The 19930-nt window shown below is 72.4% G+C and carries 21 protein-coding genes; 10 read left to right on the top strand and 11 right to left on the bottom strand.

Translation table 11 applies throughout. The features are described from left to right. Nucleotides 1–71 precede the first annotated feature (71 nt). From ACFZAM_RS22230 to ACFZAM_RS22220, 3 genes are all read left to right on the top strand, one after another. Complete coding sequence (locus ACFZAM_RS22230) at nt 72–1736, top strand: AMP-binding protein (protein ID WP_391048501.1); 1665 nt, start codon at nt 72–74, stop codon at nt 1734–1736. Between the two features lie 104 nt (nt 1737–1840). Next, nucleotides 1841–2464 (top strand): TetR/AcrR family transcriptional regulator, encoded by a 624-nt coding sequence (locus ACFZAM_RS22225; RefSeq protein ID WP_355333369.1) that lies wholly within the window; start codon nt 1841–1843, stop codon nt 2462–2464. 18 nt (nt 2465–2482) lie between these two features. Then, on the top strand, nt 2483–3466 hold the full coding sequence (locus tag ACFZAM_RS22220; protein ID WP_391048497.1) for a zinc-binding dehydrogenase: 984 nt from the start codon (nt 2483–2485) through the stop codon (nt 3464–3466). 108 nt (nt 3467–3574) lie between these two features. Here ACFZAM_RS22220 and ACFZAM_RS22215 read toward each other — a convergent pair whose 3' ends face one another. Further along, entirely contained in the window at nt 3575–4795 is a 1221-nt protein-coding gene (locus ACFZAM_RS22215) for an acyl-CoA dehydrogenase family protein (protein WP_391048496.1), read from the bottom strand. A 6-nt stretch (nt 4796–4801) separates the two neighbouring features. Continuing rightward, nucleotides 4802–5881, bottom strand: coding sequence for a phosphotransferase (locus tag ACFZAM_RS22210; protein WP_391048493.1), 1080 nt, complete (start codon nt 5879–5881; stop codon nt 4802–4804). Between the two features lie 175 nt (nt 5882–6056). On the opposite strand from ACFZAM_RS22210, the gene ACFZAM_RS22205 reads away from it, so the two are divergent. Further along, the gene (locus ACFZAM_RS22205) at nt 6057–7364 is read left to right on the top strand and encodes an enolase C-terminal domain-like protein (protein WP_391048490.1); all 1308 of its coding nucleotides are present in this window, start codon (nt 6057–6059) and stop codon (nt 7362–7364) included. Nucleotides 7365–7428: 64 nt separating this feature from the next. Here the strand turns inward: ACFZAM_RS22205 and ACFZAM_RS22200 are convergent, their stop codons facing one another. Both ACFZAM_RS22200 and ACFZAM_RS22195 read right to left on the bottom strand, forming a co-directional pair. Continuing rightward, the gene (locus tag ACFZAM_RS22200) at nt 7429–8823 is read right to left on the bottom strand and encodes a gluconate:H+ symporter (protein WP_391048487.1); all 1395 of its coding nucleotides are present in this window, start codon (nt 8821–8823) and stop codon (nt 7429–7431) included. A 74-nt stretch (nt 8824–8897) separates the two neighbouring features. Next, nucleotides 8898–9416, bottom strand: a complete 519-nt coding sequence (locus ACFZAM_RS22195; protein ID WP_355333353.1) for a gluconokinase — start codon at nt 9414–9416, stop codon at nt 8898–8900. A 114-nt stretch (nt 9417–9530) separates the two neighbouring features. Here ACFZAM_RS22195 and ACFZAM_RS22190 point away from each other — a divergent pair, with 114 nt between their 5' ends. Together ACFZAM_RS22190 and ACFZAM_RS22185 are read left to right on the top strand one after the other, a co-directional pair. Next, nucleotides 9531–10250 (top strand): FCD domain-containing protein, encoded by a 720-nt coding sequence (locus ACFZAM_RS22190; RefSeq protein WP_391048484.1) that lies wholly within the window; start codon nt 9531–9533, stop codon nt 10248–10250. Nucleotides 10251–10294: 44 nt separating this feature from the next. Next, on the top strand, nt 10295–11179 hold the full coding sequence (locus tag ACFZAM_RS22185) for a hypothetical protein (protein ID WP_355333348.1): 885 nt from the start codon (nt 10295–10297) through the stop codon (nt 11177–11179). Nucleotides 11180–11256: 77 nt separating this feature from the next. Here the strand turns inward: ACFZAM_RS22185 and ACFZAM_RS22180 are convergent, their stop codons facing one another. The 4 genes from ACFZAM_RS22180 to ACFZAM_RS22165 form a co-directional block, all read right to left on the bottom strand. Continuing rightward, nucleotides 11257–11616 carry a DUF202 domain-containing protein gene (locus ACFZAM_RS22180; RefSeq protein ID WP_355333345.1) on the bottom strand — a complete coding sequence of 120 codons (360 nt, stop codon included), beginning with the start codon at nt 11614–11616 and terminating at the stop codon, nt 11257–11259. Further along, on the bottom strand, nt 11613–12008 hold the full coding sequence (locus ACFZAM_RS22175) for a DUF202 domain-containing protein (protein ID WP_391048671.1): 396 nt from the start codon (nt 12006–12008) through the stop codon (nt 11613–11615). The genes ACFZAM_RS22180 and ACFZAM_RS22175 overlap by 4 nt, the downstream gene beginning before the upstream one ends. Nucleotides 12009–12082: 74 nt before the next feature. Continuing rightward, the gene (locus ACFZAM_RS22170) at nt 12083–12220 is read right to left on the bottom strand and encodes a hypothetical protein (RefSeq protein ID WP_355333343.1); all 138 of its coding nucleotides are present in this window, start codon (nt 12218–12220) and stop codon (nt 12083–12085) included. Further along, nucleotides 12207–13367 (bottom strand): hypothetical protein, encoded by a 1161-nt coding sequence (locus ACFZAM_RS22165; RefSeq protein WP_391048480.1) that lies wholly within the window; start codon nt 13365–13367, stop codon nt 12207–12209. The genes ACFZAM_RS22170 and ACFZAM_RS22165 overlap by 14 nt, the downstream gene beginning before the upstream one ends. Nucleotides 13368–13396: 29 nt before the next feature. Between ACFZAM_RS22165 and ACFZAM_RS22160 the strand changes: the two genes are divergently transcribed. Beyond that, a complete protein-coding gene (locus ACFZAM_RS22160) occupies nt 13397–13729 on the top strand; it encodes a hypothetical protein (RefSeq protein ID WP_391048479.1) in 333 nt (110 codons plus the stop codon). Nucleotides 13730–13741: 12 nt separating this feature from the next. Here ACFZAM_RS22160 and ACFZAM_RS22155 read toward each other — a convergent pair whose 3' ends face one another. Continuing rightward, complete coding sequence (locus ACFZAM_RS22155) at nt 13742–14284, bottom strand: NUDIX domain-containing protein (protein ID WP_391048478.1); 543 nt, start codon at nt 14282–14284, stop codon at nt 13742–13744. Nucleotides 14285–14410: 126 nt separating this feature from the next. On the opposite strand from ACFZAM_RS22155, the gene ACFZAM_RS22150 reads away from it, so the two are divergent. The 3 genes from ACFZAM_RS22150 (at nt 14411) to ACFZAM_RS22140 (ending at nt 17683) form a co-directional block, all read left to right on the top strand. Beyond that, on the top strand, nt 14411–16333 hold the full coding sequence (locus tag ACFZAM_RS22150) for an acyclic terpene utilization AtuA family protein (RefSeq protein ID WP_391048475.1): 1923 nt from the start codon (nt 14411–14413) through the stop codon (nt 16331–16333). Nucleotides 16334–16402: 69 nt separating this feature from the next. Then, the gene (locus tag ACFZAM_RS22145; protein ID WP_188283824.1) at nt 16403–16594 is read left to right on the top strand and encodes a hypothetical protein; all 192 of its coding nucleotides are present in this window, start codon (nt 16403–16405) and stop codon (nt 16592–16594) included. A gap of 120 nt (nt 16595–16714) precedes the next feature. Further along, entirely contained in the window at nt 16715–17683 is a 969-nt protein-coding gene (locus tag ACFZAM_RS22140) for a pirin family protein (protein ID WP_391048473.1), read from the top strand. Nucleotides 17684–17767: 84 nt separating this feature from the next. Here ACFZAM_RS22140 and ACFZAM_RS22135 read toward each other — a convergent pair whose 3' ends face one another. Together ACFZAM_RS22135 and ACFZAM_RS22130 are read right to left on the bottom strand one after the other, a co-directional pair. Next, nucleotides 17768–18829, bottom strand: coding sequence for an ABC transporter substrate-binding protein (locus ACFZAM_RS22135; protein ID WP_355333331.1), 1062 nt, complete (start codon nt 18827–18829; stop codon nt 17768–17770). 172 nt (nt 18830–19001) lie between these two features. Beyond that, a complete protein-coding gene (locus tag ACFZAM_RS22130; protein ID WP_391048469.1) occupies nt 19002–19907 on the bottom strand; it encodes an ABC transporter permease subunit in 906 nt (301 codons plus the stop codon). Nucleotides 19908–19930 lie beyond the last annotated feature (23 nt).

The following is a 19930-nucleotide window of genomic DNA, read 5'->3' as shown; positions in this document are numbered from 1 at the left end:
GCCGAGGACACAGGGAGAGCCGGGCAGACCACGGAATCCGCCAACGCCCCCGCGCGGGAAGGGGAACCGGCATGACCACCTACGCCGACCAGCCCTGGCTCAAGCACTTCACCGACGAGCAGCGCGAGGACGCCGAGCACCCGCCGTCCGTCCTGCACACCTTCCTCGACGTCGCCGCGCGGATACCCGACCACCGCGCGCTCGCCTACTTCGACGGCGCGCTGAGCTACCGCGAACTCGACGCCCTCTCCGACGGGTTGGCCCGGCATCTGGCCGCGCGCGGCTTCGCCCCCGGCGACCGCCTCGCGGTCATGCTGCAAAATGTGCCGCAGTTCGTCGTCGGCCTGCTCGCCGCGTGGAAGGCGGGCGGCACCGTCATCCCGGTCAACCCCATGTACAAGCAGGGCGAGTTGGCGCACATCCTGACCGACGCCGGGGCCGCCGCGATCCTCTGCTCGGAGCGCGCCTGGCAGGGATACGTCCGCGCCACCGTCGTGGACTCGCCGGTCCGTATCGCGCTGACCGCCAGCGAATTCGACCTCCAGACGCGCGACGACAGCCGCGTACTGACCGGGGAACGGCCGCCCGCGCAGGCCGGTGAGGGCGCGGACGACGTGCTCACCGCCGCCCGCGCCGCGGCCGGACCGCGCCCCGACGTCCCCCTGCCCGCCGCCCGCGACATCGCGCTGATCAGCTACACCTCGGGCACCAGCGGCAAGCCCAAGGGGGCGCTCAACACACACGGCAACATCTCCTTCAACGCCCACCGGCAGGTACGCGTCCAGGGCTTCGCCGACGACGCCGTCATCTTCGCGCTCGCGCCGCTCTTCCACATCACCGGCATGGTCTGCCAGCTGTCGGCGGGGCTGGCGGGCGGCCACACCGTCGTCCTCGCGTACCGCTTCGAGCCGGGCGTGGTGCTCGACGCCTTCCGCGAGCACCGCCCGACGTACACCGTCGGCCCGTCCACCGCCTTCATGGCGCTGCTGGCCAGGCCCGACGCCGACGCCGCGGACTTCGCGTCCTTCCGGCTGATCTCCTCGGGCGGCGCGCCGCTGCCGCCCGCCGTGGTGGAGGGCTTCCGCGCCCGCTCCGGCGGCCTCTACCTCGCCAACGGCTACGGCCTCACCGAGTGCACGGCCCCCTGCGCCAGCGTTCCGCCCGGCACCGAGGCCCCCGTCGACCCCGCGTCCGGCACCCTCGCCGTCGGCGTTCCGGGACCCGGCACGATGGTCCGAATCCTGGACGACACGGGCGCCGAGGTGCCCTTCGGCGAATCCGGCGAGATCGCCGTCACCGGACCGATGGTCGTACCGGGCTACTGGAACCGGCCGGAGGAGTCCGCGGCGGCCCTGCCCGGCGGCGAGCTGCTGACCGGCGACATCGGCTTCATGGACGAGGACGGCTGGCTCTACGTCGTCGACCGCAAGAAGGACATGATCAACGCGTCCGGCTTCAAGGTCTGGCCGCGCGAGGTCGAGGACGTCCTCTACACCCACCCCGCGGTCCGCGAGGCGGCCGTCGTCGGCGTCCCCGACGCCTACCGCGGCGAGAGCGTCAAGGCGTACGTCAGCCTGCGGCCCGGCGCCACCGCGGGGCCCGAGGAGATCGTCGCCTACTGCAAGGACCGGCTCGCCGCCTTCAAATACCCGCGCGAGGTCGAGGTGCTCGGCGACCTCCCCAAGACGGCCACCGGGAAGATCCTCCGGCGCGAACTCAAGGTCCGGGCCGGATAGGGTTCCCTACCGGCCGGAACGCGCGTCGCTTTGTCGGTACGGCGCCACATCGGTTCACCGGCAGGTCGGTACGGGGATACGTGGGTACGGAAAGAGGTCAGGCCATGGCACGCAATGCGACGGGCGGCGGCAGCGGCGGCTCCGGCGAGGGCGGCACCGCCGCGGTACCCGAGCGGCTGCTCGCCGAGGCCACCCGGCTCTTCGCCGAGCGCGGCTACGACCGCACCTCCGTCCAGGAGATCGTGGAGGCCGCCGGAGTCACCAAGGGCGCGCTCTACCACTACTTCGGCTCCAAGGACGATCTGCTGCACGAGATCTACGGCCGGGTGCTGCGGCTCCAGACCGAACGTCTCGACGCCATCGCCGCCCGCGACACCGCCGTGCCCGACCGGCTCGCCGAGGCCGCCGCCGACGTCGTCGTCACCAGCATCCAGAACCTGGACGACACCAAGATCTTCTTCCGCTCCATCCACCAGCTCGCCCCGGAGAAGCAGAAGGCGGTACGTGCCGAGCGCCGCCGCTACCACGAGAAGTTCCGCTCCCTGATCGAGGAGGGCCAGCGCGGCGGCCACTTCCGCGCCGACCTGCGGCCCGACCTCGTGGTCGACTTCTTCTTCGGCTCCGTGCACCACCTCGGCACCTGGTACCACGCGGAGGGCCCGCTCTCCGCCGAGCAGGTCGCCACCGAATTCTCCGACCTGCTGCTGCACTCGGTGCGGCGGCACTGACCCGCTGGGAGCTTTGACGTGAAGGCATGGCGCGTGCACGAGAACGGCGAGCCGCGCGAGGCGATGCGCCTCGACGAGGTCCCCACCCCCGAGCCGGGTCCCGGCGAGGTGCTGCTGCGGGTACGCGCCGCCGGGGTCAACTTCCCCGACGCGATGCTCTGCCGGGGCACCTACCAGATCCGGCCGCCGCTGCCGTTCACGCCCGGCGTGGAATTCTGCGGCGAGGTCGTCGCCGTCGGTGAAGGGGTCACGGACCTGGACGCCGGCGCCCGCGTCATCACGCCCGCCGCCCTGCCGCGCGGCGCCTTCGCCGAATACGCCGTCGTCCCCGCCGCCGGGGTGCTGCCCGCGCCCGAGGCCCTGGACGACGCCGAGGCCGCCGCCCTCCACATCGGCTACCAGACCGGCTGGTTCGCCCTGCACCGCCGCGCCGCCCTCAGGCCCGGCGAGACCCTGCTCGTGCACGCCGCCGCGGGCGGTGTCGGCAGCGCCGCCGTCCAGCTCGGCAAGGCCGCGGGCGCCACCGTCATCGGTGTCGTCGGCGGCCCCGACAAGGCCGAGGCCGCCCGTGAGCTCGGCGCCGACATCGTCGTGGACCGGCACGCGGAGGACTTCGTCGCGGTCGTCAAGGAAGCCACCGCCGGGCGCGGTGCCAACGTCGTCTTCGACCCCGTCGGCGGCGACTCCTACACCAAGTCCACCAAGTGCGTCGCCTTCGAAGGGCGCATCGTCGTCGTCGGCTTCGCCGGCGGCACCGTCCCCGCGCCCGCGCTCAGCCACGCCCTCGTTAAGAACTACGCCATCCTCGGTCTCCACTGGGGGCTCTACAACACCCACGATCCGGTGGCGGTCCGCCAGGCCCACGAAGCGCTGTGCGAGCTGGCGGCTTCCGGGGCCGTCCGTCCCCTCGTGAGCGAGCGGGTGGCTTTCGGCGGCGCCGCCGAGGCCGTTCAACGCGTCGCGGACGGCACGACGATCGGCCGGCTGGTCGTCCAGCCGTAACGCCCTCAGCGCCCCTGAAAAGACCGGCGCGCCGCCCACCGCGGAGGTACCCCCCCGCGGTGGGCCGCTCAAGACACCGGCGTACCGCCCCGCGCGGGCGCGGTCCCCTTACGGGGTCAGGTACTTCTTCAGCTCGCGGCGGGCGAGCGAGCGCTTGTGGACCTCGTCGGGTCCGTCCGCGAGCCGCAGGCTACGGGCGGCGGCGAAGAGTTGGGACAGGGGGAAGTCCTGGCTGACGCCGCCGGCGCCGTGGACCTGGATGGCGCGGTCGACGATGCGCTGGACGGCGACGGGGGTGGCGATCTTGATGGACTGGATCTCGGTGTGGGCGCCCTGGTTGCCGACGGTGTCCATGAGCCAGGCCGTCTTGAGGACGAGGAGCCGCAACTGCTCGATCTCGACGCGGGCTTCGGCGATCCACTCCTGGACCACGCCCTGGGCGGCGAGCGGCTTGCCGAAGGCGACACGGGAGGCGGCGCGGCGGCACATGAGTTCAAGCGCGCGCTCGGCCATGCCGATCAGCCGCATGCAGTGGTGGATGCGGCCGGGGCCGAGCCGGGCCTGGGCGATGGCGAAGCCGCCGCCCTCCTCGCCGATCAGATTCCCGGCGGGCACGCGCACGTCGTGGAAGACGATCTCGGCGTGACCGCCGTGGTCGCCGTCGTCGAAGCCGAACACCCGCATGCCGCGCCGTACTTCGATGCCGGGGGTGTCGCGCGGCACGAGGATCTGGCTCTGCTGGCGGTGCCGTTCGGCGTCCGGGTCGGTCTTGCCCATGACGATGAAGACCGCGCACTTGGGGTTCATCGCCCCGGAGATGTACCACTTGCGGCCGTTGATCACGTACGAGTCGCCGTCCCGTACGATCCGCGTCTCGATGTTGGTGGCGTCGGAGGAGGCGACGTCCGGCTCGGTCATCGCGAAGGCGGACCTGATCTCCCCGGCGAGCAGCGGCTCCAGCCACTCCTTGCGCTGGGCGGGGGTGCCGAATTCGCTGAGGACTTCCATGTTGCCGGTGTCGGGAGCGGCGCAGTTGAGGGCGGGCGGGGCCAAGTGGGGGCTGCGGCCGGTGAGTTCGGCGAGCGGCGCGTACTGGAGATTGGTCAGTCCCGCGCCGTGCTCGCCGGGCAGGAAGAGATTCCACAGGCCCTGCCGCCTGGCCTCGGCCTTGAGGTCCTCCACCACGGGCGGCGCGGTCCACCGGTCGTCCCCCGTGGCCTCGGCGCGCTGCTCGGCGAAGACCGGCTCGGCGGGGTAGACGTGCTCGTCGAGGAACGCGGTCAGCCGCGACCGCAGTTCCTCGGTACGGGTGTCGAAGGCGAATTCCATGGCTGCTCAGCCTTCCTTCCGGGGGGAGTCCTGCGAGGGGCGCGGCCGGCCCCGCCGCTCGGCGTGCCGCCGGAGCCGGTCGAGGCCGCGTTCGACGAAGTGGGGGACGATGCCGCCGATCCGGTCGAATCCGGCGCCGATCGTCTGCCCGAGGGTGTAGCGGTAGTGGATGCCCTCGGAGATGACGGCGAGCTTGTAGCAGGCGAAGGCCGTGTACCAGTCGACGGTCGACACGTCGCGGCCGGACCGCTCGGCGTACCGCTGGAGGAGTTCCGCCTCCGAGGGGTGGCCGGGCGCGCCGCCCGCCGCCTGGATGGGGAAGTCGGAGGCGATCTGCGGCTCGCTGTAGACCAGCAGCAGCCCGAGGTCGGTGAGCGGGTCGCCGAGGGTGGACATCTCCCAGTCCAGGACGGCGGTGAGCCGGTCGGCGGTGTCCACCAGGACGTTGTCCAGCTTGTAGTCGCCGTGGATGACGGCGCCGCCGGGGGAGTCGGGCAGGGCCGCGCCGAGCGCGGTGTGCAGCGCGTCGATGCCGGGCAGTTCACGGCTGCGGGAGGCGTCGAGCTGCTTGCCCCAGCGGCGCAACTGCCGTTCCAGATAGCCCTCGGGGCGGCCGAAGTCGCCGAGGCCGACCGCCGCCGGGTCCACCGCGTGCAGGTCGACCAGCGTGTCGACCAGCGCGAGCACGACCTCGCGGGTCCGCTCGGCGCCCAGCTCCCTGAGCTGGCTCTCGGTGCGGAAGGGGGTGCCCTCGACGAATTCCATGACGTAGAACGGGGCGCCGATCACCTCGCCGTCCTCGCACAGCAGCACCGTGCCGGGCACCGGCACCGGGGTGGCGGCGAGCGCGCTGATCACCCGGTGCTCGCGCGTCATGTCGTGCGCGGTGGCCAGGACGTGCCCGAGCGGCGGTCTGCGGACGACCCATTCGGTGCCGCCGTCGGTGACCCAGTACGTGAGGTTGGACCGGCCGCCCTCGATGAGCTTGCCGCGCAGGCCGCCGCCGACCAGCCCCGGCCGCTCCCGGTCGAGATGGGCGCGCAGCCGGCCCAGATCGAGACCCGGGGGGTTGTCGGTATCGCTCATGCCGTCTCCTCGTCACCGTCGTGGCTTCAGAAATCGTACCGACCAGTCGGTATGTCGTCCAGCTCTTCGCTCTCCCCGTCGCGTCCCGTCCGTCACATCCGCGCTCGGGAGGCCGCATTGACGGCCGTGGTCGCCGCACCTACGCTCTGGACTTATGGGTGAACGTAATTCACATATGCAGACAGCAGATCGCTCCGCCGGACTCGTGATCACCGAGGTGCGGCTGACCCCCATCCTCATCGCCGATCCGCCGCTGCTCAACACCCAGGGTGTCCACCAGCCCTACACGCCCCGCCTCATCATCGAGGTCGTCACCGCCGACGGTACGGCCGGGGTGGGCGAGACCTACGGCGACACCCGCTATCTCGACCTCGCCGCGCCCCTGGCCAGCGCGCTGCCCGGCCACACGGTCAGCGATCTGAACGGGCTGTTCACCCTCGCGGAAGAGGTCTGCGGCGACCCCGCCGACGTCTCCGACTCCGTCGACGTCGGCGGGCTGCGCGGTGTGCAGACCGCCGACAAGCTGCGGCTGTCGGTCATCTCCGGCTTCGAGGTGGCCTGCCTCGACGCCCTCGGCAAGCACCTCGGCCTGCCGGTGCACGCGCTGCTCGGCGGCAAGGTCCGCGACGCCGTCGACTACAGCGCCTACCTCTTCTACCGGCTCGCCGCCCACCCCGAGGGGCAGGGCGAGGCCGACGACTGGGGTCCCGCCCTCGACCCGGAAGGCGTCGTCGCCCAGGCCCGCCGCTTCGCCGACACGTACGGCTTCGGCTCCTTCAAGCTCAAGGGCGGTGTCTTCCCGCCCGACGAGGAGATCGCCGCCGTACGCGCCCTGGCCGCCGCCTTCCCCGGCCGGCCGCTGCGCCTCGACCCCAACGGCGCCTGGTCGGTGGAGACCTCGCTGTACGTGGCCCGCGAGCTGGGCGAGGTGCTGGAGTACCTGGAGGACCCGGCCAGCACCACCGACCGCATGGCCCGGGTCGCGAGCGGCACCTCCGTGCCGCTGGCGACCAACATGTGCGTGACGACCTTCGCCGAGATCCAGGACGCCTTCACGCGCGGCGCCGTCCAGGTGGTGCTCTCCGACCACCACTACTGGGGCGGCCTGCGCAACACGCAGCAACTCGCCGCGATCTGCCGGACGTTCGGCGTGGGCCTGTCCATGCACTCCAACACCCACCTCGGCATCAGCCTCGCCGCCATGACCCATGTCGCGGCCACCGTGCCCAACCTCGACTACGCCTGCGACTCGCACTACCCGTGGCAGACCGAGGACGTCATCACCCGCCGCCATGTCTTCGAGGACGGCCGCCTCGCCGTCAGCGACCTCCCCGGCCTCGGCGTCGAACTCGACCAGGACGCGCTCAAGGCGCTGCACCAGCGCTGGCTCGACGACGACGGCGCCATGCGCGACCGCGACGACGCCGCCGCGATGCGCAAGGCGGACCCGGACTGGCGGACGCCGCCCGTGCCGCGCTGGTGACACACACGTGTGGGGCGGCGGACCGTACGGCCCGCCGCCCCACACACCTCACGACGTCAGCGCCTCACAGCACCAGCGACAGCAGCATGACGAAGCCCAGCGCCACCACCGAGATCACCGTCTCCATCACCGACCAGGTCTTGAGGGTCTGCGGGACGTCCATCCCGAAGTACTCCTTCACCAGCCAGAATCCGGCGTCGTTGACGTGCGAGAAGAACAGCGAACCGGCGCCCACCGACAGCACCAGCAGCGCGGTGTGCGAGGACGACATGCCCTCGGCGAGCGGCGCGACGAGACCGGCGGCCGAGATGATCGCCACCGTCGCGGAACCGGTCGCGACCCGGATCAGCACCGCGATCAGCCAGGCGAGCAGCAGCGCCGAGATGTGCCAGCTCTTGGACCAGTCGAGGATCATCTGACCGACCCCGCAGTCGATCAGGGTCTGCTTGAAGCCGCCGCCCGCGCCGACGATCAGCAGGATGCCCGCGATCGGGCCGAGCGAGGCGTCCACGGTCGAGGAGATGCGGTCCTTGCTGAAGCCCGCGGCCCGCCCGAGGGTGAACATCGCCACGATCACCGCGGCGAGCAGCGCCACCAGCGGCGTGCCGATGACGTCGAAGATCCGGTACGTCAGGCTGCTCTGGTCGTCCACGATCACGTCGACCAGGGCCTTGGCCAGCATCAGCACCACCGGCAGCAGCATCGTGCAGGTCGTCGCGGCGAAGCTCGGCCGCCGCTCCAGGTCGTCGGAGGCGCGCGCGGGCGTCATCCGCTCCGGCGGTGTCACGTCCACCCAGCCCGCGGCCACCCGGCCGAAGAGCGGACCCGCGATGGCGAGCGTGGGTATCGCGACCAGCACGCCGAGCGCGAGGGTGATGCCCATGTCGGCGTGGATGGCGCCGATCGCAGCCAGCGGGCCGGGGTGCGGCGGCACCAGACCGTGCATCACCGACAGACCGGCCAGCGCCGGGATGCCCAGCCGGATCAGCGACTGGCCGCTGCGCTTGGCGACCAGCAGCACCACCGGGATGAGGATCACGATGCCGATCTCGAAGAAGAGCGGCAGGCCGACCAGACCCGCGATCAGGGCCATCGCCCACGGCAGCCGTTTCTCGCTGGTACGGGCCAGGATCGTGTCGACGATCTGGTCCGCGCCGCCGGAGTCGGCGAGCAGTTTGCCGAGTATCGCGCCGAGCGCGATCAGGGTGCCGACGCTCGCCACGGTCGAGCCGAGGCCGGTCGAGAAACTGGTGATCGTCTTGGCCAGAGGCGCGCCCGCGACGGAGCCGAGCACACCGGAGCCGATGGTCAGGGCGAGGAAGGCGTGCACCTTCCAGCGGGTGATCAGCAGCACGATGACGGCGATACCGGCCAGGGCGGCCAGTGCCAGGCGGGTGTTGCCCGCGTCGGTGATCGGGGACGGATCGGCGGCCAGCAGCTCCACGCTGAGTGCGGACACGGAGGACTCCAGGGGGAAGGACGGGGACAGGGGGGAGGGGGTTCGAACGGGTGGGGCGGGTCAGTCCGGCGACGTCAGCGGGGTACGGCGGCGAGCGCGCGGTCCGCGATCTCCCGCGGGCCGCCCTCGATCGTCACGACCGCGCCCGCCTCGTCCGGCTCCAGCGGCTCCAGCGTCGCGAACTGCGAGCGCAGCAACTCGGACGGCATGAAGTGCTGCATCCGCGCGGCCAGTCGGGAGGCGATCAGCTCCGGGGACCCGTCCAGGTGCAGGAAGAACAGGTCGGGCGCGCTCTGACGCAGGTGGTCGCGGTAGCGACGGCGCAGGGCGGAACAGCTCACCACCCCGCCCTTGCCCTCGCGTTGCGCGATCCACGCGCCGATGGCGTCCAGCCAGGGCGCCCGGTCGGCGTCGTCCAGGGGATGACCGGCCGACATCTTGGCGATGTTGGCCGCCGGGTGGAAGTCGTCGGCCTCGGCGTACGGGACGCCCAGCCGATCCGCCAGCAGGCCGCCGACGGTCGACTTGCCCGAACCGGAGACCCCCATCACGACGACGACGGGGGAGTGCGGTGGGCGCGGGGAGCTGGTCATGCGCTCGAACCTCCTTGTGCAAGCGGTCGGGGACACTCAACGCCATAGGTACTACTTATTCAAGAGTCTGTGATGTAAAAGTCACATGACTGTGCTGCCGCATAAGCTGTCCTCATGCCTCAGCAGGAAGCACCGCGGGACGACGCCGGGGGTCTGCACGCCCGTGTTCTGGCCGAACTCGGCCCCGCCATCGCCTCGGGCGACTACCCGCCAGGGACGGTTCTGCGCATCGACGAACTGGAAACGCGCTACGGCGTCTCGCGCACCGTCGTCCGCGAGGCGGTCCGGGTGCTGGAGGCGATGCACCTCGTGGAGTCCCGCCGCCGCGTCGGCGTCACCGTGCTGCGCAGCGAGGAGTGGAACGTCTTCGACCCGGCCGTCATCCGCTGGCGCCTGGCCGGCGCCGACCGCCCCCGCCAACTGCGCTCCCTCACCACCTTGCGCACCGCCGTCGAACCGGTCGCCGCGGGACTCGCCGCGACCGCCGCCGATCCCGCCCAGTGCCGCGAACTCACCGTGCTGGCCGCCGAGATGGCCGCCGCCGCCCGCGCCGCCGACCTCGACGCGTACCTCGTGCACGACGTCGCCTTCCACCGCGTCGTCCTCGACGCCTCGGGCAACGAGATGTTCGCCCGCCTCGGGGACGTCGTCGCCGAAGTCCTCACCGGCCGCACCGAACACCATGTGATGTTCGCCGAGCCCGACCCCGCCGCCGTCACCCTCCACGTCCGCGTCGCCGAGGCGATCCGCTCCCGCGAGGCCGCCGCCGCCGAGGACCTGATGCGCGAGATCTGCGTGGGCGCCCTGCACGAGCTGGACATCCTGGCGCCCTGAAAATCCGTTTACCCGCACGGCCCGGCAGTGCTGCACTGTTACGCGTGACCGCTCGTCAACCCGCCCCGCCGCAGCCCTTCCGCTGGGCGCTGTCCTCGTACGAGGGCCGCCCGCCGGACCGCCTCGGCACGCTCGCGGACGGCTCGGAACCCGTACGGCTGTGGCACCTTCCGGCGCTCACACAGTGCACGGGCAAGGTGCTGGCCCGCTCCCGCGCCGCCGACCTCCGCTTCGTCGGCCGCTCGCTGGACAGCATGTACGACCTGCTCACCGGCGCGCTGGAACACGCGGACCGCCCTGGCGGACTCCTGCGGCTCCCCCTGTCGATCCGCCGGTCCGCCCGCCTCCCGCAGCCCCAGCGGGAGCGCTTGCGCGAGCACCTGGCCGCGGCGGGCCTCGAACCGCGCGCCTTGGCCCGCCGCAAGCGCCCGCTGGCCGTGGTCGACGTGGTCCACAGCGGCTCCACCTTCGACGCGCTCCACCGTGAACTGGCCGCGTGGATCGCCGAGAGCCGCGAACCCTGGTCGGTGATCCGCCGCAAGCTGCGCTACGTCGGGGTGACGCCCCGCGGCAAGAGCGGCCCGAACGCCGACCGCTGGCAGCAGTCGCCCGATTCCGCCCGCTGGGTGCGGACGCTGCCCGCGGGACACGTGGTCAACGTGTCGCTGCCCTGGCCCGAATGGGGCTGGTACGGCAATGCGCAGCCCAAGCTCAACGGCACCTTTCCGCCGAGCCGCTGGTTCGACGAGGACGCGGACACACCCTGGTACCACCAGGCGCTCCCGCAGGCGCTGGCCGAGTCGCTGGCGCTGGTGGAGGCCGGCCGAAGCCGTACCGTGCGGGACGGACTCGTGCGGACCGTCGCGGGCGAGCCGGGCTTCGCCGACCGGGAGGTCCGGGCGCTGGTGAGCGCGCTGCGACGACGCTGAGGGACGCGGCCGGCGCGCCTCACCACAGCTGGGCGCTTCACCACACGAGGGCGCGCGTCACCACAGCTGGGCGCGCCTCACCACACCAGCGCCGCGCCGAACACCGCGAGCGCCACCGTGCAGCCCACCACCGCGACGGCGGCGCCCGGCGCCATCACCGCCGGGTGCGGCGCGCCGCCGAGCTGCTGAATCCTGCGGTGCGCCAGCCGGAGGAAGGCCAGGAACGCGAGCGCGGTCAGACCGATGGCCACCGCGGGGAGCGCCCCGCCCTCGTGGTGCAGCACCTGCCGCCCGGCCAGCACGGCCGTCACCGCGCAGGACAGCGTCGTACGCCGCCACGCCAGCCGCGTTCGCTCCGGCTGGAGCCCCGGATCCCGGTCGTCACCGGGTCGGCCGCCGACTCCCGACGGCCCGCCGTCCTGGCGGTCGTGGCTCATCCGGCCCAGCCGAAGAGCACCACGCACACTATCGCGACGGCGATCACCGCGATGGCGACAGCGAGCAGCGCGGGGAAGCGGGAGACGGGCAGGTCGGCGCCGCGGCGCATGGCGCGTTCGCAGCGGGCCCAGTGGTTGACCGCGCGCAGCGTGCAGGCGACGCCACCGGCCAGCAGGACGAGCGCCAGCGAGACCCGTACCCAGTGCGCGAGGTGGTCGGTGAGGAACTGGTCGACGGCGAAACCGCCGCCGATCAGGGCGAGCGCGGTGCGGATCCAGGCGAGGAAGGTCCGCTCGTTGGCCAGCGAGAAGCGGTAGTCGGGGGTCGTGCCCTCGTCCCGCACGCGGGCGGGGGCGAACCACAGACGTACGGAATCCCGCGCGGCACGCAGCCGCGCGGGCAGCTCCTGGGCGAAAGCGCTCACGCGTCCACACTAACGACCAGGTCGGAAGCGGGCGCGGGCGGTCACTTCCGGCGGGAGACCGCCGCGATGATCACGGCGAGCACCGCGGCCAGCAGCACCACGCCGACCACGGCGATCACCACATGGCCTGCGGAGCCGCCGCCACCGTCCTGCGGCGGCGCGACATCAGCGAGCAGCATCGGAGGACTCCTTCCTTCCGTCGGTCGCACGCGCGTCGGTCGCGCTCTCTTCGGGCACGCCCATTGCGGGCGGGCTCTTCTCGGGCGGCCCCTCTTCGGTCGCGCTCGTCCCGGTCGGCCTCGTCCCGGTCAGGTCCGCCCCGGCCGCCCGGCCCCGCTCCCCGAGCCCCAGCACCAGCATCAGCAGCACCGGGAACTCCAGATACGCGTGGTAGCTGGCCACCGCCGCGTACAGCGACCTGCCCCGCGTGTAGTCGCTGACGAACAGCACCGACAGGGCCGCCGCCCCGCCGAGCCCCAGCGCCCAGGCCCGCACACCGCGCAGCACGGGCGCGCGCCGCTCGAACGCCTCGGTCGCGTCCGGCGCGTACCGCGGCATGAACCACACCCACACCACGTAATGCATGGTCTGGAGGAAGGCGAAGACCGCGACGAAGCGCAGCCCGGCGTGCGTGTGCTGCCAGGCGGGCGGGGTGTACGACAGCGCCAGCCGGTCCGTCCAGCCCGAGCCCGCGCCGAGCAGACCGTCGAGGGCGCCGGACAGCAGCAGCGCGGGGATCACCAGCACCCACCCGCACTGCACCGCCCGGAAGGCGGCACGGCCGCGCGGCATGGCGCGCGACCACTCCCACAAGAAGAGCAGCGGCACCACATTGTGCAGATGGGCCAGCACCACGAAGTGGTAGGCGGGGAAGGCCAGCGACGCCATGGCGGCGCCCGCCAGCAGCGCGCAGGAGGCGGCCAGCGGTACGGGCCTGGCCCGCAGCGCGTGCACGCAGGCCGCGGCGAGCAGCACGTACGCGAGCAGGATCTCGGCGGTACGGGTGCCCGAGGACGGCGGCAGCAGGCGGCACACGACGATGCCGGTGATGAGCGCGCCCAGCAGCCGCAGGAACGGGCCGTGCAGGACGCCTTCGAACCGGCCGGTCACGTACCGCAGTTCGAGCACATTGTGCAGAATGCCGAAGACCGCGAGGCCCACCACGGCCGTGCCCGCGGGCAGCCGCAGCGAGACGGCGAGCGCCACCGCCGCCGCCAGGACGAAACCGGCGACCGGCAGCGTCCGCCCCGCGCGTCCCGTATCGGCCGTGCCCGTATCGCCCGTGCCCGCACCGCCCGCCAGGGGCGCCCCCACCGCGCTGGCCACTCGTCCCCTCCCCGTGGCACGATCCGCCCGTGCCGTATCCGCTGGCCCTCGCCCTCACCCTGCTCGTCGAGGTGCCCTGCTACGTCGCGGCGGTCACCGCGGCGTCCGCCGTCCGACCGACGCGGACCGCTCTCGCGGCCGTCATGGTCAACTGTGTGACGCACCCGCCGCTGTGGTGGTTCCTGCGGCAGACGCACGGCGCCGCGTACTGGCCCGCCTTCGCCGTCGCGGAGAGCGCGGTCTGCCTCGTGGAGGGTCTGCTGCTCGGCCGACTGCTGCGGCTGCGGGGCCCGCTGCCGTACGCGGCCTCGGTCGCCGCCAACTGCGCCTCTGTCATGGCCGGTCTCCTGGTCGCGGGTTGAGCCGCCGGGCGGTCAACTCCCGTGCGTCGCACGCCATTCGAGCAGCCTGCGGTAGCCGTCGAGGCCGTCCGGCACCCACTCCCACTCGGTGAGCCTGGCGGCCAGCTCCTCCTCGGTGAGGAAGGTGTGCCAGGCCACCTCCTCGGCCTGCGGGGCGACCGGCAGTGTGCACCGCACCTGGTAGACAGACGACCACCACGTCCGCGGCCCGTCCTCGTAGAGGAATCGGAACAGCGGCTCGGGGCGCGGCAGTCCGCTCACCCCCAGCTCCTCCTCCGCCTCGCGCAGCGCCGCCTCCTCGTAGGACTCGCCCGCGCCGACGACACCGCCGACGAACATGTCGTAGAGGGAGGGGAAGACCAGCTTCTCCGCGGTGCGGCGGTGCACGAAGATCCGGTCCTCGGCGTCCCTGGCCAGGATGAAGACGCAGCGGTGCCGCAGGCCCCTGGCGTACGCCTCGCCGCGCGGCGACCTGCCGACGACCCGGTCGTGCTCGTCCACGATGTCGATGATCTCGTCGGCGGACAGCGGGGGTCGCGGTGTGGGCTCGTTCATGGAGCCGATTCAACCACCGGCCGCCGGACCCGCCCCGGGCGCGCCCCCTGGTGGTCTTGCGCGGCGCGGACACCGGCAAGATGATCGTCCCGGTTCGGTGAGACGGGGGAGTGACGGGAGTGTGGGATGACGGCACACCAGGCGCCCCGGGTACCGCAGGCGCCCCAGACGCGACAGGACCGGCGGGCACCGCGGGCGCAGCGGGAGCGCGGGGCGCCGCTGCGGATCGCGAACTGCTCCGGCTACTACGGTGACCGGCTGTCGGCCGCCCGCGAGATGGTCGAGGGCGGCCCCATCGACGTCCTCACCGGCGACTACCTGGCCGAACTGACCATGCTGCTGCTGTGGAAGGCGCGGCAGCGCGACCCGGACGGCGGCTACGCGGTCTCCTTCCTCGCCCAGATGCGCGAGGTGCTCGGCACCTGCCTGGAGCGCGGCATCAAGATCGTCGTCAACGCGGGCGGCCTCAACCCGGCGGGACTGGCCGCCAAACTCGCCGAGTTGGCCGCGGTCGGCGGCCTGCACCCGTCCGTGGCGTACGTCGAGGGCGACGACCTGCTGGACCGGCTGCCCGAACTCCAGTCCCGCGGCCACGACTTCGCGCACCTGGCCACCGGCCGCCCGCTGGCGGGCTCCGGCGTCGAGCCGGTCACCGCCAACGCGTACCTCGGCGGCTGGGGCATCGCGCAGGCGCTGCGCGGCGGCGCCGACGTGGTGATCTGCGGCCGGGTCACCGACGCCTCGCTGGTCGTCGGGCCCGCCGCCTGGGCCTTCGAGTGGGCGCTCGACGACTGGGACCGGCTGGCGGGCGCCGTCACCGCGGGCCACATCATCGAGTGCGGCACCCAGGCCACCGGCGGCAACTACTCCTTCTTCACCGAGATCCCCGACCCGGTGCACCCCGGCTTCCCGATCGCCGAGATCCACGCCGACGGCTCCAGCGTCATCACCAAGCACCCCGGCACCGGCGGCGCCGTCACCATCGGCACCGTCACCGCCCAACTCCTGTACGAGATCGGCGGACCCGGCTACCTCAACACCGACGTCGTGGCCCGCTTCGACACCGTCCGGCTCATCCAGCAGGGCCCCGACCGGGTCTCCGTCGGCCCGGTCGCGGGCGAGCCCGCGCCCGACACCCTCAAGGTCTGCCTCAACCACCGTGGCGGCTACCGCAATTCCGCGACCTTCGTGCTCACCGGCCTCGACCTCGACGCGAAGGCGGACTTCGCCGAGGCCACCCTGCGCGACGCGACCGGCGGGCCGGGCCGCTTCGCCGGGTACGACCTGCGGCGCGAACACGGGGGCGAGGCCGACCGGTTGACGCTCACCGTCAAGGACCCGGACCTCGACACCGTCGGCCGCGGCTTCTTCACCGACGTCGCGGGCTCCGCGCTGGCCGGCTACCCCGGGCTCTACCTGGAGCACGCCTCGCCGCGCCCCACCGAGTACGGCGTGTACTGGCCCGCGCTGGTGGCCGCCGACGAGGTCACCGCCGTGACCGTGCTCGCCGACGGCACCCGGCTGCCCGTACCGCGCCCGCCGCACGGCGCCACCGACCTCCGCGAGGGACGGCCGGGTCCGGTGCCCGACTCCGGCCCCGTACCGCCGCCGCTGGTGTCACCGGTCACCGGACCCGCGCCCCGCCAGGCGCGGACCGGGCCGCCCGAGCCCTTCGGCCGGACGGTACGGCTGCCGCTCGGGACCGTCGTCGGGGCGCGCTCGGGGGACAAGGGCGGCGACGCGAACGTCGGGCTGTGGGCACGGGACGACGAGGGGTACGCGTGGCTGCGCGCGTATCTGGACGTACCCCGGCTGCGGGCCCTGCTGCCGGAGACCGCGACGCTGCCGGTGAGCCGCTGGGAACTGCCGAATCTGCGCGCGGTGAACTTCGTCGTGCACGGGCTGCTCGGCGACGGCGTCGCCGCTTCCACCAGGGCCGATCCGCAGGCCAAGGCGCTGGGGGAGCGGCTTCGGGGATGCCTCGCGGACGTGCCGGAAAAGCTGGTGGATCTTTTGCAGAGCCAGTACACGCCGTTGCCCAAGAGGTGACATTCGTGGAGTCATGATGGGAATCGTCCGAGGGCGACGGGCCCGCGGGGGTAGTGAAGGGCGGTCCCCATGGACGGCGACATCCTGCGCAAGGCGATCTTTCTGCTGCGTGAGTGCCACGAGTCGGAGCAGCAGGTCGTGACCAGGCTCAAGGACTACTTCCCCGGCCTGACGCTCGGCGACCGGGAGATGTACGTCAGCGAGGCCCGCGACCTCGTGCACGGCATCCACCCCGCCCACTCCGCGCCGCCCGCCCGGTAACCGCCCGCCCGGCCCCTGGCCTCGGGACTCCTGCCGCCCGGGGCCGACGGACCCCCTGACCCGCGCGACCGCCCGGTCCCCTCCTCGCTTCGGGCGGTCGCGCGCGGCATGATCGGCACCATGAGCAATCTCGACACGACGCCCGCCGCCACCCGCTGCGGCGGGCGCGCCGACGTCTCCGCCGCCCCGGTCCGCGACCTGCTCGCCGGCCGCACCGTCCAGCTCGGCGAGAGCACCGAGGTACGGCGGCTGCTCCCCAACCTCGGACGGCGCATGGTCGGCGCTTGGTGCTTTGTTGACCATTACGGGCCCGACGACATCGCCGACGAGCCCGGCATGCAGGTGCCGCCCCATCCCCACATGGGCTTGCAGACCGTCAGCTGGCTGCACGACGGCGAGGTGCTGCACCGCGACAGCCTCGGCAGCCTCCAGACGGTGCGCCCCCGCGAGCTGGGCCTGATGACCTCGGGCCAGGCCATCGCCCACTCCGAGGAATCACCGCGCGACCACGCCCGCTACCTGCACGGCGCCCAGCTCTGGGTCGCCCTGCCCGACGCCACCCGCGACACCGCGCCCTCCTTCGAGCACCACCCCGTACTCCCCGAGGTCACCGGCGGCGGCGGACTCCACGCCACCGTCATCCTCGGCGACCTCGACGGCGCCGCCTCGCCCGGCACGATCCACACCCCGCTCGTCGGCGCCGACCTCACCCTCGCCGCCGGTACCGACGCCCGGCTCCCGCTCGACCCCGACTTCGAGTACGCCGTCCTCACCATGTCCGGCGAATCCCACGTCGACGGCGTCCCCCTCACCCCCGGCTCCCTGCTCTACCTCGGCTGTGGCCGCCGCGAACTCCCCCTGCGCGCCGACACCCCCGCCTCCCTCATGCTGCTGGGCGGCGAGCCCTTCGCCGAACGCATCATCATGTGGTGGAACTTCGTCGCCCGCACCAGCGAGGAGATCACCGAGGCCCGCACCGCCTGGCAGTCCGCCACCCGCTTCGGCGACGTCCACGGCTACGACGGCGAGCGCCTGTCCGCCCCCGACCTCCCGCCGGGCCCGCTGAAGGCGCGCGGCCGGGAGCGCTGACCGGGCCGGGGCCGCGGCGGGGAACGGCGCAGGGCCCCTGGGCGGCGGGGCGCGCCGGGCAGGGGCCCTGGGGGGAGCGGGGGGTCAGGACGCGGAGTGGTCCTGGGCCGCCTTCTGGACGTACTCGTCGGTGTACGTCTTCGACAGGTCGATCGTCTTGCCCTTCACGGTCGGGTCGACCGCGGTCAGGACGCGGAGCACCGTCTGCGGGGCGTCGGCCGGCATCTGGCCGGTCGGGTTGTACATGCCCATCTCGTTGGCCAGCGCCTGGACGTACTGGTCCTTGCCGCTGCCGGCGTAGAAGTCGGCCGGGACCTGCTCGGTGATCTCCGCGGCCGAGTGGGCCTCCATCCACTGGAGCGTCTGGTAGACGGCGTTGACCATCTTCTGGACGGTCTCCTTGTGGCTGTTGGCCCACGCCGTCTGGACGGTCAGCGCGGTGCCGGGGTACGGGCCGCCGAGCGCGGCCTTGGTGCCCGCCGCGGTGCGCATGTCCGCGATGATCGTCCCGAGCTGCTTCTTGAGCAGCGTCGAAATGGTCGGCTCGGTGGTGACACCCGCGTCGATCCGGTTGTGCTCGAAGGCCGCCACGAAAGTGGCACCGGCCGCCACCGCCACCAAGTGGGTGTCGGCCACCGCGATGTTGTTGTGGATCGCGAGGTACGAGGCGATGGTGGAACTGGCGGAACCGAGCGAGGTGACGCCGACGTTCTTGCCCTTGAGGTCCGCGGGCGACTTGATCGACGGCGCGTTCGTACGGGCCATCTCGACCATGCCGGGCGCCTGGAGGAGCTGGACGACCGCCTGGGTGTTCTTGCCCTTGAGCTGGAGCTTGAGGTTCGAGTCGTAGAAGCCGATCATGCCCTGGGCGTCACCCTTGAGCAGCGCGTCGGAGACCTGCGGCGTGCCCTGGAGGTTGGCGATCTTCACGTTCAGACCCTGCTTCGTGAAGTAGCCCATCCGCTGCGCCAGGATCAGCGGGAGGTAACTCTGGTTCGCCTGGTTCGACAGGGCGATCGTCACCGTCTCCAGCGACCCCGCGCTCGCCGCGTCGGTGGTCTTGTCGGACTTGCTGTCCGAGCAGGCCGTCACGCCTGTCGCCAGGACTACCGTCGCGGCTGCGAGAACGATCTTCTTGTGCCACATGTGCGTTGTCTTCTCCTCGGAAGCGGGTGGGTCGTGCGCCGTCTCGGGTCGTGCCGCGGGCCGCGAGTCGCCGCGGGGCGGTTGACCGTCGGGGGGATGGCGGAATGGGCGGGGATGGCGGGAGTCCCGGAGGCGGCCCCGGTCCCGGCGGTGCTGTCGCCGGTCACGGCGGTCACGCCTGCGCTCCGGACTTCTGCGGACGCGGCTGCCAGCTCAGCAGCCACCGCTCCAGCAGCGAGATCAGTCCCTCGGCCGCCAGCGCGAACGCGGCGGTGATGACGAGTCCCGCGTAGACCCCGTTGGGATCGAAGTTGGCCTGCGCCTGGAAGATGAGCAGCCCGAGGCCCTGCTGCGCCCCGAGCAGTTCGCCCACGATCGCGCCGGTGATGGCGAAACCGAAGGCCACGTGCAGGCTGGTGGTGATCCAGCTCAGCGCGGACGGGACGACCACGTGCAAGGTCACCCGGGTGTTGCTCGCGCCGAGGATGCGGGCGTTGGCGAGGAGATTGCGGTCCACCTCGCGGGCGCCCTGGAAGGCGTTGAAGAACACGCCGAAGAAGACCAGTACGGCGGCCAGCATGACCTTGGAGCTGATGCCGAGACCGAACCAGATCGCGAACACCGAGCCCAGCAGGATGCGCGGGATCGAGTTCAGGGTCTTGATGTAGGGGGCGAAGACATCGGCCAGGAAGCGCAGCCGGCCCAGCACGATGCCGAGGACGACACCCAGGGTGACCCCGATGCCGAAGCCCATCAGGGTCTCCTGCAACGTCACCCACACCTGGTCCCACAGCGGTCCCTGCGACGTACCGTCGCGCACCCAGCCCCACAGCTTCGAGCAGATGCCCGACGGCTTGCCGGAATAGAACGGGTCGACGACCTCCGTCGAGGCGAGCACCTGCCACAGGCCGATGAACGCGGCGAGGACGGCGGCCCTGACAACGTTGACCCACACGCGGCGCCTGGCCCGTTGTCGCCTGGCCAGCGCGGCGCGGGCCGCTCCGGCGTCGCTCTTCGGCGGTTCGGGTCGCGCGAGGATCTCGTCGGTCGCCGACCCGGTCGCGGTGTCGGTCTTCATAGGCTCATGCCTCTTCCGTACGG

It is taken from the genome of Streptomyces sp. NPDC008079, assembly GCF_042957385.1.
Lineage (GTDB): Bacteria > Actinomycetota > Actinomycetes > Streptomycetales > Streptomycetaceae > Actinacidiphila.
Note: the sequence above shows the minus strand (reverse complement) of the source record. Positions and strands in the feature narration are given on the sequence as shown.

What these genes read in the sequence shown, in the direction of transcription:
- ACFZAM_RS22155 (WP_391048478.1), bottom strand. Translation starts at nt 14,284, where the DNA reads ATGAACGAGCCCACACCGCGACCCCCGCTGTCCGCCGACGAGATCATC.
- ACFZAM_RS22210 (WP_391048493.1), bottom strand. Translation starts at nt 5,881, where the DNA reads ATGAGCGATACCGACAACCCCCCGGGTCTCGATCTGGGCCGGCTGCGC.
- ACFZAM_RS22150 (WP_391048475.1), top strand. Translation starts at nt 14,411, where the DNA reads ATGACGGCACACCAGGCGCCCCGGGTACCGCAGGCGCCCCAGACGCGA.
- ACFZAM_RS22215 (WP_391048496.1), bottom strand. Translation starts at nt 4,795, where the DNA reads ATGGAATTCGCCTTCGACACCCGTACCGAGGAACTGCGGTCGCGGCTG.
- ACFZAM_RS22195 (WP_355333353.1), bottom strand. Translation starts at nt 9,416, where the DNA reads ATGACCAGCTCCCCGCGCCCACCGCACTCCCCCGTCGTCGTCGTGATG.
- ACFZAM_RS22205 (WP_391048490.1), top strand. Translation starts at nt 6,057, where the DNA reads ATGCAGACAGCAGATCGCTCCGCCGGACTCGTGATCACCGAGGTGCGG.
- ACFZAM_RS22225 (WP_355333369.1), top strand. Translation starts at nt 1,841, where the DNA reads ATGGCACGCAATGCGACGGGCGGCGGCAGCGGCGGCTCCGGCGAGGGC.
- ACFZAM_RS22180 (WP_355333345.1), bottom strand. Translation starts at nt 11,616, where the DNA reads ATGAGCCACGACCGCCAGGACGGCGGGCCGTCGGGAGTCGGCGGCCGA.
- ACFZAM_RS22230 (WP_391048501.1), top strand. Translation starts at nt 72, where the DNA reads ATGACCACCTACGCCGACCAGCCCTGGCTCAAGCACTTCACCGACGAG.
- ACFZAM_RS22170 (WP_355333343.1), bottom strand. Translation starts at nt 12,220, where the DNA reads ATGCTGCTCGCTGATGTCGCGCCGCCGCAGGACGGTGGCGGCGGCTCC.
- ACFZAM_RS22135 (WP_355333331.1), bottom strand. Translation starts at nt 18,829, where the DNA reads ATGTGGCACAAGAAGATCGTTCTCGCAGCCGCGACGGTAGTCCTGGCG.
- ACFZAM_RS22145 (WP_188283824.1), top strand. Translation starts at nt 16,403, where the DNA reads ATGGACGGCGACATCCTGCGCAAGGCGATCTTTCTGCTGCGTGAGTGC.
- ACFZAM_RS22130 (WP_391048469.1), bottom strand. Translation starts at nt 19,907, where the DNA reads ATGAAGACCGACACCGCGACCGGGTCGGCGACCGACGAGATCCTCGCG.
- ACFZAM_RS22190 (WP_391048484.1), top strand. Translation starts at nt 9,531, where the DNA reads ATGCCTCAGCAGGAAGCACCGCGGGACGACGCCGGGGGTCTGCACGCC.
- ACFZAM_RS22140 (WP_391048473.1), top strand. Translation starts at nt 16,715, where the DNA reads ATGAGCAATCTCGACACGACGCCCGCCGCCACCCGCTGCGGCGGGCGC.